Source organism: Streptomyces sp. NPDC001020 (assembly GCF_053599115.1).
The window spans coordinates 1-15,034 of record NZ_JBSFLQ010000039.1; the positions used below are offsets into that span (position 1 = coordinate 1).

A 15,034-nucleotide genomic window follows, 5' to 3' on the forward strand; every position below is an offset into this window, starting at 1 on the left:
ACTGTGTTGGTTCTGAAACCACGAACAATCATTGCTGGTTGTCAGTTTCATAGTGTTTCGGTGGTTATAGCGTGAGGGAAACGCCCGGTTACATTTCGAACCCGGAAGCTAAGCCTTACAGCGCCGATGGTACTGCAGGGGGGACCCTGTGGGAGAGTAGGACGCCGCCGAACAATCATTAGCCTCAACCCCCGGCCCACGGCCGGGGGTTGAGGCATTTCTGCGTTCAGCGTCGCTTGTACTTCTTCAGGAACTTCCACACCACATCGGTCGCGTTGAGCGCGTAGTCGGCATAGTCCCCCGGCCATTCATGGCTCATGCCCTCGATGACGTAGCTGTGCACCCGGCTTCCGTCCGCGCACCGCGACATGATGGCCGTGTATTCGCCCGGCTTGTTCACCCGGTGAGTGGTCACACAGCCCAGCCGTTTCCGCCACGTCGCGATGCCGGCCAGGGAGTAGGGGCTCCACTGATCCTCGGAGCCGATGATCGTGATGACCGGGACCGGCCTGGACGGCACATACCCCGGGTCCTCCGTGAGCGGGCCCGTGTAGCCGCCGCTGACCGGGGCGACGGCGGCGAAGACGCCGGAGCGTTCCACGGCCAGGCGGAACGACATGTCCGCGCCGTTCGAGAAGCCCGTGGCGTAGACCCGGGAGGGGTTGGCGCCCCAGTCGTCGACCAGGCGGCCCACCATCGCGGTGATGAAGCCGACGTCGTCCTCGCTGCCGCAGCAGACCAGGGCGTTGTACGAGCCGTCGAGGCCCTGCGGGTAGGCCACCAGGAAGTTGTGGCTGTCCGCGCGCTTGCTGAAGCCCGTGTAGGCCTCAATGCCCTCCGCGGTGCCCGGGGACCAGTGCATCACCACGACGAGGGGGAGTTTCTTGCCGGGGGTGTAGCCCGGCGGTGTGTGGAGTTTGAAGGTCCGTTCCTTGCCCTGCCAGGTGAGGGAGAGGTCGTGGTCTCCACCGGTCGCCGCAGGAGCGGTGGTTGCCGCCGCCGGGCCCGCGGCCAGGCCGAGCGCGATGAGCGCCGCGCTGATGACGAGGGCTAACCAGCGTCGTATATGGGGGCGTTGTCGTCTTGTGTTGGTCATGAAGGGAAGGGTGCGGGCGGAAAAGGGGCGAGTCCAGACCTTGGGCGGTCACAACCCGGCAGCATTTGGGGTATGATCTATTCCGTTGCCGCGAGGGAAACCTCCAAGGCAACAGGCCCCTATAGCTCAGTCGGCAGAGCGTCTCCATGGTAAGGAGAAGGTCAACGGTTCGATTCCGTTTGGGGGCTCCAGCAAAAGGCCTCGCCCATCAGGGCGAGGCCTTTTTCATGCCACAACTCGGGCCCCTGGCCCGAGCCTTCTCTCAGTCCTTCGGTAGGCCCGGTACCCGCATCGCGAGAATCGCCATGTCGTCCGACGGTGCGTCCGACGCGAAGCGTTCCACCGCGCGCATGATGCGGGCCGCCACCGCGCCCGCCGTGAGGCCCGTGCAGGTCGTCAGTACGTCCGCGAGGCCGTCGTCGCCCAGCATGCGCGTGCCTTCCCGGCGCTCGGTGACCCCGTCCGTGACGCACAACAGAACGTCACCCGGATCGAGCGTCACTGTCTGCTCGTACAGCTCCAGGTCCTCCATGACGCCGAGCAGCGGCTGCGGTTCAGCGGCCGGCTCCACCGTGCCGTCCTGGCGCAGACGCAACGGCAGTGGGTGACCCGCACAGACCACTTTCAGCACCGCGCTGCCGTCCTCCTGCGGCCACAACTCGCCGTAGAGGAGCGTCAGGAAGCGGCTGCGGGCGCCCTCGTCGAGGATCGCGGAGTTCAGTCGCTCGAGGACCGCCGGGCCGCCGAAGCCCTCTCTGGCCAGCAGACGGAGGGCATGGCGGGCCAGGCCCGTGACCGCCGCCGCCTCCGGGCCCGTACCGCAGACATCACCGATGGCGAATCCGTACGCGCCGTCTCGGATCGGAAACAGGTCGTAGAAATCGCCACCCACCTCGTTGCCCTCACCGGCCGCGCGATAGATCACCTCGACCTCGACACCATCGACGTGCGGCAGTTCCGGCGGGAGCAGGCTGCGCTGGAGGGACTGGCTGATGGCGGTGCGCTCCGAGTAAAGCCGCGCGTTGTCGAGCGCCAGGGCGGCCCGGCGACTCAAGTCCTCGGCCAGTTCCAGGATCTCCTGGCGGAAGTGTTCGTCCATCGGCTTGCCCAGCGTCAGCATGCCGATGACGCGATTGCGGGCGACGAGGGGAAGGACGACTGTTTCGCCGCCGACCGCCGAGGCCGTCGCAAGCGTCGCGCCGATGCCGGGAGTGACTGTTGAGGGCTCACTCAGGCCCAGAGTCCGCATAGACGTGCGCAAGGCCTCCTGATGGGCCGCATCCGCCGGGGCCGCCCAGACCCGGGCGCCCGGTGTGGGGATCGGCTCCGGCGGCGGGATCTTCGACAGAAGTGCCTTGAGACCGTCGATGCGGTCCTCGTCCTCGTGCAGCACATACGAGAGGAACGGCTCCGAGGCCTGGTCGGCGATCGTGTACACCGCGCACCAGGTGGCCAGCGTCGGGATCGTCATCTGGGCCATGAGGGCCAGCGTCTGATCGCGGTCCAGGGTGCCCGCCAGGAGGTCCGATGCCTCGACGAGGAAGCTGAGCGAGCCACGGCGCAGACGTTCCAGCTCGCCCAGGCGGGCCGACTCGACGGCGAGCGCGATACGGTCGGCCGCGAACTGGAGACGCAACGCCTCCTCGTTGGAGTAGCGGGAGGCCGCCTCGGCCGCGACACCGAGGGAACCTGTGAGGCGGCCCTCCACCTTCAGCGGGACGGTCACCACCGAACGCATGCCCGTACCAGCCAGCAGGGGAACCGCGCCCACAGCGGCCGTCAGGTCGTCGTGGACGGCCGGCATACGGGCCGAACCGTAGCGGCCGGGGCCCGCGTCCACCGGGACGCGGGCGAAGCGCTGGCGGGCGGAGGGCAGGCCGGTGGAGGCGCGTACCTCCAGCTCCGTTTCGTCGTCGGTCGCGAGGAGGAGGAAGGCCGCGTCGCCGTCGAGCATGTCGCGAGCGCGCTCCACCGTGCGCTGCAGAAGGCCGTCGAGGTCGTCAGGGGCGGGGGAACCGATGAAGATCTCGAAGGGGTCCGCTGCCTGGTTGTCCGCGGCGGTCGTGGCATCGGAGGCGGGTCCACGCAGCGGGGTCTGCAGAACGGCACGCTCGTGGTCGCGTACCAGCAGACAGACCGTGGACGGTTCACCCGCCGTGTCCCGTACGCGCAGATGCGATGCGTAGACGGGGGTCACACGGCCGTCCGCCCCGCGGATGCCGTAGCTGCCCTCCCAACGGGAGAGTTGGAGCGCCTCGGCGATACCCGTACTGGTGCCCGGGGTGTGTGGCCAGGCCGCGAGGTCGGTCAGTGGTTTGCCGGTCACTTGGTCTGCCGCGTGGCCGAAGAGTTCCTCCGCGTCCTCGTTCCAGGCGGAGATGGAACTGGTGCGGTCGATCTGGACGACCGCGACCCGGACCCGTCCGTCGGCGAGCGGGAGCAGGTCGGCCGGCAGCGAGGGGCCCGCCGCGCGTGTGCCTACCGGGCGCTCGGGAAGCTCGAGTTGGAACCAGACCTGTTTGTGCGTGGGCGTGTACTCCACACCCCAGCGGCCGGCCAGGGCGGCGCAGAGCTGGAGGCCGCGGCCGCCCTCGCGGTCGGGGCTGCCCATGCTGACGGCGGTCGTCTGCAGGGGGATCTCGCGCTCGGGGTAGCGGTCGGCGACCTCGATGCGTACGCCGTCGTCGCTACGCAGGCACAGCACCTCCGCGGAGGTGCCCGCGTGGACCACGGCATTCGTGACCAGTTCGCTGGTGAGGACCACGGCGTCGTCGACGATGTCCGCGAAACCCCAGCCCTGGAGCGTGTCGCGGACGAAGGACCTGGCCGTCGCGACCGATCGGCCGACGGGCGCGAAGCTGGCGGCCGCGCGCGCGGTGATCACAGAACTCCTCGTCTCCTTCTCGACGTGCGAGGCTCCCGGGCCGGCCCACCCGCGCCGAGGCAGCGGCTGGTCTCCCATATCCCGGGGATCCTGATGCGGCCCCTCGGGATGCAGTTCGGTGGTCATGGTGCGGCGCCCCTCCGATGCCTGCCCTCTCGTGCTCGTGCCACCGCCCAGGCCGGTCGGACCGGTGCGGCTGGACAGCCGCATGCAAGGTTACTTACCTTCGCCGTCCATGCGGATGCCGGACGCTGGTGTTTCCGCCCAGAGTGTGCGTGGACCATTTGCGAAGCTGCCGAACTGTTATGGCCTGGTTCGGGCATGGTGAAACACTGGGCAAGCTTGAGAGAGGGTCCGGGCAGGCCGAGTGCCTTCGGCCACACCGGGCACGTGCCTGGTGAATCGGGCAGCAGTACGCAGCAGTACCCCTGAGCACGGCAGTGATGGTCGATCCCTGCGGGAGGGACACAGTGGAGTCTGGCGCAGCGACGCAGGGCACGAAGACGCGCGCGAAAGGCGGACAGTCCCCGAGTAACCAGCGCACAGCGCGCAAGGGAACCACCGCGGTGGACACGGCGGCCCTGAACCGGCTGCTGACGGCTCTCATGGCGATGCGGGACGGGAACTTCCGCAGGCGGCTGCCGGTCTCGGGTGACGGCGTGATGTCGGAGATCGCCGCTGCCTTCAACGAGGTGGCCGACCGGAATCTGCACCTCACCGGTGAGCTGGCGCGGGTGCGGCGCATGGTGGGGCGCGAGGGGAAGCTCGCCGAGCGGCTGGAGACGGGGGCCTGTGAGGGGTCCTGGGCCGCCGCGATCGACGCCTCCAACGCGCTCGTCGACGATCTCGTACGTCCCGTCTCCGAGGTCAGCCGGGTACTGTCCGCGGTGGCCGAGGGCGATCTGTCGCCCCGCATGGAGCTGCGGACGCAGGGGTTGGAGGGGACCGGGCATCCGCTGCGCGGGGAGTTCCTGAAGGTCGGGCGCACCGTCAACAACCTGGTCGATCAGTTGTCGACGTTCACCGACGAGGTCACGCGGGTGGCCAGCGAGGTGGGCACGGAGGGCAAGCTGGGCGGGCAGGCCCGGGTACGCGGTATGTCCGGTTCGTGGAAGGATCTCACGGACTCGGTCAACACGATGGCGTACCGGCTGACCGCACAGGTGCGGGACATCGCCTTGGTGACGACGGCGGTCGCGAAGGGTGACCTGTCCCGGAAGGTCACCGTTCACGTGGCCGGTGAGATGCTGGAGTTGAAGAACACCGTCAACACGATGGTGGACCAGCTGTCCTCCTTCTCCTCCGAAGTGACCCGGGTGGCCCGCGAGGTGGGCACCGAGGGCGAGTTGGGCGGTCAGGCGCAGGTGCCCGGGGTGGCCGGCGTCTGGAAGGACCTCACCGACTCGGTGAACCTGATGGCCGGCAACCTGACCGCCCAGGTGCGCGGGATCGCGCAGGTGACGACCGCGGTCGCCAACGGTGACCTGTCGCAGAAGGTGACGGTGTCGGCGCGCGGCGAGGTCGCGCAGCTCGCCGAGACGATCAATCAGATGACCGAGACACTGCGCACGTTCGCGGACGAGGTCACGCGGGTCGCCAACGAGGTCGGCGCCGAGGGCCGGCTCGGTGGGCAGGCGAACGTGCCGGGCGCGGCGGGCACCTGGAAGGATCTCACCGACTCGGTCAATACGGTCTTCAGGAACCTGACCACTCAGGTGCGGGACATCGCGGCCGTCACCACGGCCGTGGCCAACGGTGACCTGTCGCAGAAGGTCACCGTCGATGTGGCCGGCGAGATGCTGGAGTTGAAGAACACCGTCAACGGGATGGTCGACCAGCTGTCCGCTTTCGGCTCCGAGGTCACGCGGGTGGCGCGGGAGATCGGAGTCGAGGGTGAACTGGGCGGCCAGGCACAGGTGACGGGCGCTGCCGGCACCTGGAAGGACCTCACGGACTCCGTCAACACCGCCTTCCGCAACCTCACCGGTCAGGTGCGCAACATCGCCCAGGTGACGACGGCTGTGGCCAACGGTGACCTGTCGCAGAAGGTCACCGTGGACGTCTCCGGTGAGATGCTCCAGTTGAAGAACACCGTGAACACGATGGTGGATCAGCTCTCCTCCTTCGCCGACCAGGTCACGCGCATGGCCCGGGACGTGGGCACCGAGGGTCGGCTCGGCGGTCAGGCCGTGGTGCCGGGTGTCAGCGGTACCTGGAAGGAACTCACCGACTCCGTCAACTTCATGGCGGGCAACCTCACCTCGCAGGTGCGGCAGATCGCCCAGGTGACGACCGCGGTGGCCCGCGGTGACCTGTCGCAGAAGATCGACGTGGACGCGCGCGGGGAGATCCTGGAGCTGAAGAACACCATCAACAACCTGGTGGACCAGCTCTCCGCCTTCGCCGAGCAGGTGACGCGGGTGGCCCGCGAGGTGGGCACCGAGGGCCGGCTCGGCGGTCAGGCGCAGGTGCCCGGCGTGGCAGGCGTGTGGCGTGATCTGACCGACTCCGTGAACGGCATGGCGGGCAATCTCACCACCCAGGTGCGCAACATCGCCCAGGTCGCGACCGCGGTGGCCCGCGGTGACCTGTCGCAGAAGATCGACGTGGACGCGCGCGGGGAGATCCTGGAGCTGAAGAACACCATCAACACGATGGTGGACCAGCTCTCCAACTTCGCGGAGCAGGTGACGCGGGTGGCCCGTGAGGTGGGCACCGAGGGCATCCTGGGCGGTCAGGCCGAGGTCCAGGGTGTCTCGGGCACCTGGAAGGACCTCACGCAGTCCGTGAACTTCATGGCGAACAACCTGACCATCCAGGTGCGCAGCATCGCCGAGGTCACGACCGCGGTCGCCAAGGGAGACCTGTCCAAGAAGATCACCGTCGACGCCAAGGGCGAGATCCTCGAACTGGTCACCACCGTCAACACGATGGTCGACCAGTTGTCGTCCTTCGCGGAGCAGGTGACGCGGGTGGCCCGTGAGGTGGGCACCGAGGGCATCCTGGGTGGACAGGCGCATGTGCCCGGTGTCACCGGCATCTGGAAGGACCTCAGCGACAACGTCAACCTGATGGCCAACAACCTGACCGTGCAGGTGCGCAACATCTCTCAGGTCGCGGCGGCCGTTGCCAACGGTGACCTGACGCGGACGGTGACCATCGAGGCGCGTGGCGAGGTCGCGCAGCTCGCCGACACCTTCAACACCATGGTGAAGACGCTGAGCTCGTTCGCCGACCAGGTCACCAAGGTGGCCCGTGAGGTGGGCACGGACGGCATCCTCGGCGGTCAGGCGCACGTCCCGGGCGTGGCCGGCACGTGGAAGGACCTCACCGAGTCCGTGAACCGGATGGCGTCCAACCTCACCGGCCAGGTGCGCAACATCGCCATGGTGACCACGGCCATCGCGAAGGGCGACCTGACCAAGAAGATCGACATCGATGCGCGCGGCGAGATCCTGGAGTTGAAGAACACCATCAACACGATGGTCGACCAGCTCTCCTCCTTCGCCGAGGAGGTCACCAGGGTGGCCCGTGAGGTGGGCACGGACGGTCAGCTCGGCGGTCAGGCACGGGTCCGGGACGTCGACGGCACCTGGCGCGATCTGACCGAGTCGGTGAACGAGATGGCCGGGAACCTGACCCGGCAGGTGCGCGCGATCGCCCGCGTGGCGACCGCCGTGACCCGCGGCGACCTCAACCTGAAGATCGACGTGGACGCCTCCGGCGAGATCCAGGAACTTCAGGACTACATCAACAAGATGATCGCCAACCTGCGCGACACCACGATCGCCAACAAGGAGCAGGACTGGCTCAAGGGCAACCTGGCCCGCATCTCCGCCCTGATGCAGGGCCGCCGGGACCTGGCGGACGTGGCATCGCTGATCATGAGCGAGCTGACGCCGGTGGTCTCCGCGCAGCACGGCGCGTTCTTCCTCGCCATGCCGCTGGTAGACGGCAAGGACCTGGCAGCCGATGCGGACGACGCTTACGAGCTGCGCATGCTGGGGTCGTACGGCTACTCGATGGGCTCCATGCCGACGTCGTTCAGGCCGGGTGAGGCGCTCATCGGGACGGCCGCCAGGGAGAAGCGCACGATCCTGGTGGAGAACGCGCCGAGCGGCTATCTGAAGATCTCCTCCGGTCTCGGAGAGGCGCCGCCCGCGCAGGTCATCGTCCTTCCGGTGCTCTTCGAGGGCAAGGTGCTCGGCATCATCGAGCTGGCGTCCTTCACGCCGTTCACGCACATCCAGAAGGACTTCCTCAACCAGATCGCCGAGATGATCGCGACGAGCGTCAACACCATCTCCGTCAACACCAAGACCGAGGTGCTGCTGAAGCAGTCGCAGGAGCTGACGGAGCAACTCAGGCTGCGATCGGAGGAGCTGGAGCAGCGGCAGAAGGCACTCCAGGCGTCCAACGCCGAACTGGAGGAGAAGGCCGAGCTGCTGGCCCGGCAGAACCGCGACATCGAGGTCAAGAACACGGAGATCGAGGAGGCACGGCAGGTCCTGGAGGAGCGTGCCGAGCAGCTGGCGGTCTCCATGCGCTACAAGAGCGAGTTCCTGGCCAACATGTCGCACGAGCTGCGTACGCCGCTCAACTCCCTGCTGATCCTGGCGAAGCTGCTCGCCGACAACGCCGAGGGGAATCTCTCGCCGAAGCAGGTCGAGTTCGCCGAGACCATCCACGGCGCCGGCTCCGACCTGCTCCAGCTGATCAACGACATTCTCGACCTGGCGAAGGTCGAGGCGGGCAAGATGGACGTCTCCCCGACGCGCATCGCGCTCGTCCAGCTCGTCGACTACGTGGAGGCGACCTTCAGGCCGCTGACCGCTGAGAAGGGACTGGACTTCTCCGTACGGGTCTCCCCGGAGCTTCCCGCCACGCTGCACACCGACGAACAGCGCCTCCTCCAGGTGTTGCGCAACCTGCTGTCCAACGCGGTGAAGTTCACCGACACCGGCGCCGTCGAGCTGGTCATCCAGCCCGCGGGCAGTGACGTCCCGGTGGCCATCAGGGAGCAGCTGCTGGAGGCCGGCTCGCTGCGGGACCCGGACGCTGAGATGATCGCGTTCTCCGTGGCCGACACGGGCATCGGTATCGCGGCCGGCAAGATGAGGGTGATCTTCGAGGCGTTCAAGCAGGCGGACGGGACCACGAGCCGCAAGTACGGCGGTACGGGTCTTGGGCTGTCCATCTCGAGGGAGATCGCGCGACTGCTCGGGGGCGAGATCCACGCGCAGAGCGAACCCGGACGCGGCTCGACGTTCACCCTGTATCTGCCACTGCACCCGAGCGAGCTGCCGCCGCACGGTTACGCGGAGCTGGCGCCCGCCATGGAGGCCGACGAACTGCTGGCTTCCGAGGAGGAGCTGCCCGCTCTGGGCATCGAGACCCCGTCCGAGGTGAAGTCGTACCAGGAGACCCAGAACGGGCCCGCGGCGCTCTTCCGGCGCCGCCGCAGGGCGGTCACCGCGGGCACGCAAGGGGGCGGCGGCGGGGGGCAGGATCAGTGGGCCGCCGAACGGGAGGTCGCCGAGCAGTCGCGGCAGAAACTCCCGTTCGCCGGGGAGAAGGTGCTGATCGTCGACGACGACATCCGCAACGTTTTCGCGCTCACCAGCGTTCTGGAGCAGCACGGCCTGTCGGTGCTGTACGCCGAGAACGGCCGTGAGGGCATCGAGGTCCTGGAACAGCACGACGACGCGGCGGTCGTCCTGATGGACATCATGATGCCCGAGATGGACGGGTACGCCACGACCACGGCGATCCGGCGGATGCCGCAGTTCGCCGGGCTGCCGATCATCGCGCTGACGGCCAAGGCGATGAAGGGCGACCGGGAGAAGGCCATCGAGTCGGGCGCGTCCGACTATGTGACCAAGCCGGTCGATCCCGATCATCTGTTGTCCGTGATGGAGCAGTGGATGCGTCAGGAATGACGGGAACCCCGAACGTTCACGCGGAGTTGCTGACTGACTGTGCCCAAAACCGTGTAGAAGTGCGGTGCACGGGGAACCTTCTGGTCTCCCGCTGCGTTTCTGCTACGTGCACAGTGACATCGCGGTGACAGGGTGTGGCGACAGGCGGGGTGCGGCTACGATGACCGGCACAAGGACGGGCGGCGTAAGGGAGCCGTCCCCCGGGGTGGCAGCGGGCGGCACCACCCCAAGTCCTGAGGACAGGGGTGGCCCCAAGCCGGGGCGAGGAGGGCGGGCCATGGTGCAGAAGGCCAAGATCCTCCTGGTCGATGACCGGCCGGAGAATCTGCTGGCGCTGGAGGCCATCCTCTCTGCGCTCGATCAGACGCTGGTCAGGGCATCGTCCGGGGAGGAAGCGCTCAAGGCGCTGCTGACGGACGATTTCGCGGTCATTCTGCTGGACGTCCAGATGCCGGGCATGGACGGTTTCGAAACCGCCGCGCACATCAAGCGACGGGAGCGGACGCGCGACATCCCGATCATCTTCCTGACCGCCATCAACCACGGTCCGCACCACACCTTCCGGGGGTACGCGGCGGGCGCGGTGGACTACATCTCCAAGCCGTTCGACCCGTGGGTGCTGCGCGCGAAGGTCTCGGTGTTCGTCGAGCTCTACATGAAGAACTGCCAACTCCGTGAGCAGGCCGCCCTGCTGCGGCTCCAACTGGAGGGCGGAGGCAAGTCCGCGGTCGGCGCGAGCCGGGAGCCCGCGGGCCTCCTCGCCGAACTCTCCGCGCGGCTCGCGGCGGTCGAGGAGCAGGCCGAGGCACTGTCCAAGCAGCTCGACGACGACTCGGCGGACGCGGCGGCGGTGGCGACGGCGGCCCATCTCGAACGCAAACTCACGGGACTGCGCAGGGCGCTGGACGCCCTGGAGCCGGGCACGGGCAGCGGCGCGTCGCCGGTGCCGTCGCAGAACTGACGGGCCGTTCGCGGGTCAGGTCCGCAGAGCGTGCTTCGTTCGGCCCTTCCGCATTCCGTCCTGTCCGCCAAGCGGCGTACCCCTCTTGAGCCCACGTCAATTTCATGCCTCCCCTGGGGCGACACGAACGGGTGAAGCAGTGGCCACGCGTGTCCCCTGTCGTCTCCACCGGTAACCTCACACTCATGGCCCCACGTCCCGCAGCCAAGAAGTCGCCCGCGAAGAAGGCGGCCGCTCCGAAGAAGGCTCCGGCGCGAAAGGCCCCGGCGAAGAAGGCCGCCGCGAAGCAGGCACCCGCCAAGAAGGCGCCTGCCAAGAAGACAGCGGCCAAGAAGCCCGCCCCCGCGCCGGCGCCCAACCCGACCGCGGGCGTGTACAAAGTCGTACGCGCCCTATGGCTCGGCGTCGCGCACGCCGTCGGAGCGATGTTCCGCGGCCTGGGGCGGGGCGCGAAGGGGCTCGACCCGGCGCACCGCAAGGACGGCCTTGCCCTCCTGCTGCTCGCTCTCTCACTGATCGTCGCCGCGGGCACCTGGGCCAATCTGCACGGTCCCGTCGGCGACCTCGTCGAGATCCTGGTGACCGGCGCCTTCGGCCGCCTCGACCTGCTCGTGCCGATCCTGCTCGGCGCGATCGCCGTGCGTCTGATCCTGCACCCGGAGCAGCCAGAGGCCAACGGACGCATCGTCATCGGCCTGTCCGCGCTCGTCATCGGCGTGCTCGGCCAGGTCCACATCGCCTGCGGCGAGCCCGCCCGCAGCGACGGCATGCAGGCGATAAGGGACGCCGGCGGGCTCATCGGCTGGGGCACGGCCACCCCGCTGACCTACACCATGGGCGACGTTCTCGCTGTACCGCTGCTCGTCCTGCTCACGTTCTTCGGCCTGCTCGTGGTCACCGCCACCCCTGTCACCGCCATCCCGCAGCGCCTGCGGCTGCTGGGCGTGAAGCTCGGGATCGTGCACGACACCGTGTACGACATCCGCACCGAGGACGACGAGCGCTACGACGAGCAATGGCGCGAGGCATTGCCCCGCTCCCGGCGGCGCGGCCCCGCTGACGAACCGTACGACCCGGACGCGGCCGAGCAGGAGGCGCTCTCCGGGCGCCGCAGCCGCCCCCGACGTCCCGCTGTGCAGCAGCCCGCCATGGGCCGGCCGATGGACGCGGTCGACGTCGCGGCGGCCGCCGCTGCCGCTCTCGACGGAGCCGTCCTGCACGGCATGCCGCCCTCCCCGATCGTCGCCGACCTCACCCAGGGGGTGAGTGTCGGGGACCGCGAGCCGACGACACCCGTACCGGTCGCCCCTCCCCAGCAGGACAAACCCACGGCCGGGTCCACGGTGCCCGACCTGACCAAGGCGGCACCTCAGGCGCCCCGCGACCTGCCGCCGCGCGCCGAGCAGCTTCAGCTGTCCGGTGACATCACCTACTCCCTGCCCTCGCTCGACCTCCTCACGCGTGGCGGCCCCGGCAAGGCACGCAGCGCCGCCAACGACGCCGTCGTCGCCTCCCTCACGAACGTCTTCACCGAGTTCAAGGTCGACGCCGCCGTCACCGGCTTCACCCGCGGTCCGACGGTCACCCGGTACGAGGTGGAACTCGGCCCTGCCGTGAAGGTCGAGCGGATCACCGCGCTCACCAAGAACATCGCGTACGCCGTCGCCAGCCCCGACGTGCGGATCATCAGCCCGATCCCCGGCAAGTCCGCGGTCGGCATCGAGATCCCGAACACCGACCGTGAGATGGTCAACCTCGGTGACGTGCTGCGCCTCGCCGACTCCGCCGAGGACGACGACCCGATGCTGGTCGCCTTCGGCAAGGACGTCGAGGGCGGCTATGTGATGCACAGCCTGGCCAAGATGCCGCACATGCTCGTCGCCGGTGCGACGGGCTCCGGCAAGTCGTCCTGCATCAACTGCCTGATCACCTCGATCATGATGCGCGCGACCCCGGAGGACGTGCGCCTGGTCCTCGTCGACCCCAAGCGCGTCGAACTGACCGCGTACGAGGGCATCCCGCACCTGATCACGCCGATCATCACCAACCCCAAACGGGCCGCCGAGGCGCTCCAGTGGGTGGTGCGTGAGATGGACCTGCGGTACGACGACCTCGCGGCGTACGGCTTCCGGCACATCGACGACTTCAACGAGGCCATCAGGAACGGCAAGGTCAAGCCGCCCGAGGGCAGCGAGCGTGAACTGCAGCCCTACCCGTACCTGCTGGTGATCGTCGACGAGTTGGCCGACCTGATGATGGTGGCGCCGCGGGACGTCGAGGACGCGATCGTGCGCATCACGCAGCTCGCGCGCGCGGCCGGTATCCACCTGGTGCTCGCCACGCAGCGGCCGTCCGTGGACGTCGTCACCGGTCTGATCAAGGCGAACGTGCCGTCCCGGCTCGCCTTCGCCACCTCCTCGCTGGCCGACTCGCGCGTCATCCTCGACCAGCCCGGCGCCGAGAAGCTGATCGGCAAGGGCGACGGGCTCTTCCTGCCGATGGGCGCGAACAAGCCGACCCGTATGCAGGGCGCGTTCGTGACCGAGGAGGAGGTCGCGGCCGTCGTCCAGCACTGCAAGGACCAGATGGCGCCTGTCTTCCGGGACGACGTGGTCGTGGGCAGTCAGAAGAAGAAGGAGATCGACGAGGACATCGGCGACGACCTCGACCTGCTGTGCCAGGCGGCCGAGCTGGTCGTCTCCACGCAGTTCGGGTCCACCTCGATGCTCCAGCGGAAGCTGCGCGTCGGCTTCGCCAAGGCCGGACGGCTCATGGATCTCATGGAGTCGCGGAACATCGTCGGCCCCAGTGAGGGCTCCAAGGCACGTGACGTTCTCGTGAAACCCGACGAACTGGACGGTGTGCTCGCCCTGATCCGTGGGGAGCCTCAACCGTAGGGACCCGGGCGGTTCCCGGTCCGCACTGCGAGCGGGTCGCCCGGGCGCGATCGTCGACACCGGACGCCGCGCTCGGCCATTCGGTCGTGACCCACTCGTAAGTGCTCCGTGAGCAACCCTTTCCCGCTGCGATACGTCAAGGTGAGCGAGGGGACGGTTATATGTCCCGCCATCAGGATGACCGGCCATTCCGATGGAGTACAAAGTCATACCAGCCGGTTGCCCCACCCTGTCGTCACCCCCCTAGACTGAACTTCCAGCACAGGTGGCTACACGCTCGAAAGGCGCCCCCCGTGTCCATCGGCAACTCTCCTGACGGCAACTTCCCTGAGGACGCGCGTCCGTTCGCGGACGGTCGTGAAGAAGCCTCCACGTCGGATCGCCACTCCATCGGCCGCGCTCTGCAACAGGCGCGCATCGCGGCCGGGCTGACCGTCGACGACGTCAGCAACGCCACTCGGGTCCGCGTCGCCATCGTGCACGCGATCGAACGCGACGACTTCGCGCCCTGCGGCGGCGACGTCTACGCCCGCGGTCACATTCGCGCGCTCGCGCAGGCGGTCCACCTCCACCCCGACCCGCTGCTCGAGCAATACGCGGCCGAACACGGCGGACGGCCCGCTCCGACCCGCGCGGCCCCGCTCTTCGAGGCGGAACGCATCCGTCCCGAGCGACGCAGGCCCAACTGGACCGCGGCCATGGTCGCGGCGATCGTCGTCGTGATCGGCTTCGTGGGTTTCACCATGATCAAGGGGACCGGCGGCGGGCACAACGCGAATCCGCAGGGCGCCAAGGGCTCTGTGCCGACCGTCGGGAAGTCCGCCTCGCCCTCGCCCAAGACCAGCAAGACCGCGGACCACAAGCCCGAGCCGTCCGACAGCGCGATCGCGGCCGCGCCCCGGGACAAGGTCACCGTCCAGGTGAGCGCCACCGACGGTCGCAGCTGGATCTCCGCCAAGGACCACAACGGCCGGACGCTCTTCGACGGGCTGCTCAAGAAGGGCGACTCACAGTCCTTCCAGGACAAGGAGAAGATCCACCTGGTCCTCGGAGACGCGGGCGCCATCCAGCTGTACGTCAACGGTAAGAAGATCCAGGACGACTTCCGGCCAGGCGCGGTCGAGCGTCTGACGTACTCCAAGGGCGACCCGGTGACCGGATGACGGACGCCGGGGCACCCGGAGGGTGCCCGAGCGAAGCTCAGCAGTCCAGGACGCACGGGGTTGGCCGAGATCGGCCAACCCCGTCGACATGGGG

Annotated in this window: 6 protein-coding genes, 1 tRNA gene and 1 rRNA gene; 6 read left to right on the top strand and 2 right to left on the bottom strand. The window is 68.3% G+C overall.

Translation table 11 applies throughout. The features are described 5' to 3' along the window. Nucleotides 1-56 precede the first annotated feature (56 nt). Nucleotides 57-173: ribosomal RNA gene (gene rrf, locus ACWDEX_RS29495) — 5S ribosomal RNA — on the top strand. Nucleotides 174-226: 53 nt separating this feature from the next. On the opposite strand, the gene ACWDEX_RS29500 is transcribed toward rrf, so the two are convergent. Then, entirely contained in the window at nt 227-1,096 is an 870-nt protein-coding gene (locus tag ACWDEX_RS29500) for an alpha/beta hydrolase family esterase (RefSeq protein WP_450467392.1), read from the bottom strand. 115 nt (nt 1,097-1,211) lie between these two features. On the opposite strand from ACWDEX_RS29500, the gene ACWDEX_RS29505 reads away from it, so the two are divergent. After that, a tRNA-Thr gene (locus tag ACWDEX_RS29505) sits at nt 1,212-1,287 on the top strand. 71 nt (nt 1,288-1,358) lie between these two features. On the opposite strand, the gene ACWDEX_RS29510 is transcribed toward ACWDEX_RS29505, so the two are convergent. After that, nucleotides 1,359-4,106 (bottom strand): SpoIIE family protein phosphatase, encoded by a 2,748-nt coding sequence (locus ACWDEX_RS29510; RefSeq protein WP_450467394.1) that lies wholly within the window; start codon nt 4,104-4,106, stop codon nt 1,359-1,361. A gap of 344 nt (nt 4,107-4,450) precedes the next feature. Between ACWDEX_RS29510 and ACWDEX_RS29515 the strand changes: the two genes are divergently transcribed. From ACWDEX_RS29515 to ACWDEX_RS29530, 4 genes are all read left to right on the top strand, one after another. After that, entirely contained in the window at nt 4,451-9,919 is a 5,469-nt protein-coding gene (locus tag ACWDEX_RS29515; protein WP_450467396.1) for a HAMP domain-containing protein, read from the top strand. Between the two features lie 277 nt (nt 9,920-10,196). Further along, nucleotides 10,197-10,880 carry a response regulator gene (locus ACWDEX_RS29520; protein ID WP_450467398.1) on the top strand — a complete coding sequence of 228 codons (684 nt, stop codon included), beginning with the start codon at nt 10,197-10,199 and terminating at the stop codon, nt 10,878-10,880. Nucleotides 10,881-11,065: 185 nt separating this feature from the next. Continuing rightward, nucleotides 11,066-13,777 (top strand): DNA translocase FtsK, encoded by a 2,712-nt coding sequence (locus tag ACWDEX_RS29525; protein WP_450467400.1) that lies wholly within the window; start codon nt 11,066-11,068, stop codon nt 13,775-13,777. A gap of 293 nt (nt 13,778-14,070) precedes the next feature. Further along, nucleotides 14,071-14,940, top strand: a complete 870-nt coding sequence (locus tag ACWDEX_RS29530; protein WP_450467402.1) for a helix-turn-helix domain-containing protein — start codon at nt 14,071-14,073, stop codon at nt 14,938-14,940. The last annotated feature ends 94 nt before the right edge of the window (nt 14,941-15,034 follow it).

Bases quoted from the DNA above. Each gene is read 5' to 3' on its own strand.
- ACWDEX_RS29500 (WP_450467392.1), bottom strand. From the start codon at position 1,096: ATGACCAACACAAGACGACAACGCCCCCATATACGACGCTGGTTAGCC.
- ACWDEX_RS29510 (WP_450467394.1), bottom strand. From the start codon at position 4,106: ATGACCACCGAACTGCATCCCGAGGGGCCGCATCAGGATCCCCGGGAT.
- ACWDEX_RS29520 (WP_450467398.1), top strand. From the start codon at position 10,197: ATGGTGCAGAAGGCCAAGATCCTCCTGGTCGATGACCGGCCGGAGAAT.
- ACWDEX_RS29525 (WP_450467400.1), top strand. From the start codon at position 11,066: ATGGCCCCACGTCCCGCAGCCAAGAAGTCGCCCGCGAAGAAGGCGGCC.